This window comes from Streptomyces capoamus, from assembly GCF_014654935.1.
In the GTDB taxonomy this organism is placed as follows: Bacteria; Actinomycetota; Actinomycetes; order Streptomycetales; family Streptomycetaceae; genus Streptomyces; species Streptomyces capoamus.
In genome coordinates this window covers 1-641 of record NZ_BNBF01000120.1, presented here as the reverse complement: position 1 = coordinate 641, position 641 = coordinate 1, and the positions used below count along the sequence as shown (strand labels likewise).

Genomic DNA, 641 nt, shown 5'->3' with positions numbered 1-641 from the left:
GACGTGTTGTCGGGTGGGGAGTGGGAGTGGTTGGTGCGGGGGGTGAATGACACCGGTGGTCTGGTGCCGGTGGGGACGTTGGTGTCGGCGTTCGAGGAGCGGGTGGCGTGTGATCCGGGTCGGGTGGCGTTGGTCTTCGAGGGTGAGTCGCTGACGTACGGGGAGTTGAACGATCGGGCGAACCGGGTGGCGCACTGGCTGAGGGAGCGGGGTGCGGGTCCGGAGCGGTTCGTGGGGGTTCGGATCGCGCGTTCGTTGGATCTGGTGGTGGCGGTGTATGCGGTGGTGAAGGCGGGGGCGGCGTATGTGCCCATCGAGCCGGATCTGCCGGCGGAGCGGGTGGCGCACATCGTGGGGTGTGCGGATCCGGTGCTGGTGCTGGAGGAGCTGCCGGATGTGACCGGGTATCCCTCGCACAACCCCGGTGTGGGGATAGGTCCCGATCATGCGGCGTATGTGATTTTCACGTCGGGGTCGACGGGTGGGCCGAAGGGTGTGGTGGTCTCCCACCGGTCGATCATGAACCGGATCGGGTGGGGTCTGGAGCACTTCCGGGTCGGGCCGGAGGACCGGACGATGCTGGTGACGTCGGTGGGTTTCGATGTGTCGGTGCCGGAGTTGTTCGGGCCGTTGCAGCGGGG

At 67.6% G+C, this 641-nt stretch carries 1 protein-coding gene; it reads left to right on the top strand.

Features of this window, described 5'->3' with window-relative positions; all coding sequences use genetic code 11:
* Window positions 1-42 precede the first annotated feature (42 nt).
* Window positions 43-641: AMP-binding protein (locus IE312_RS38060; protein WP_229900958.1), on the top strand; the 599-nt coding region annotated here is incomplete at its 3' end.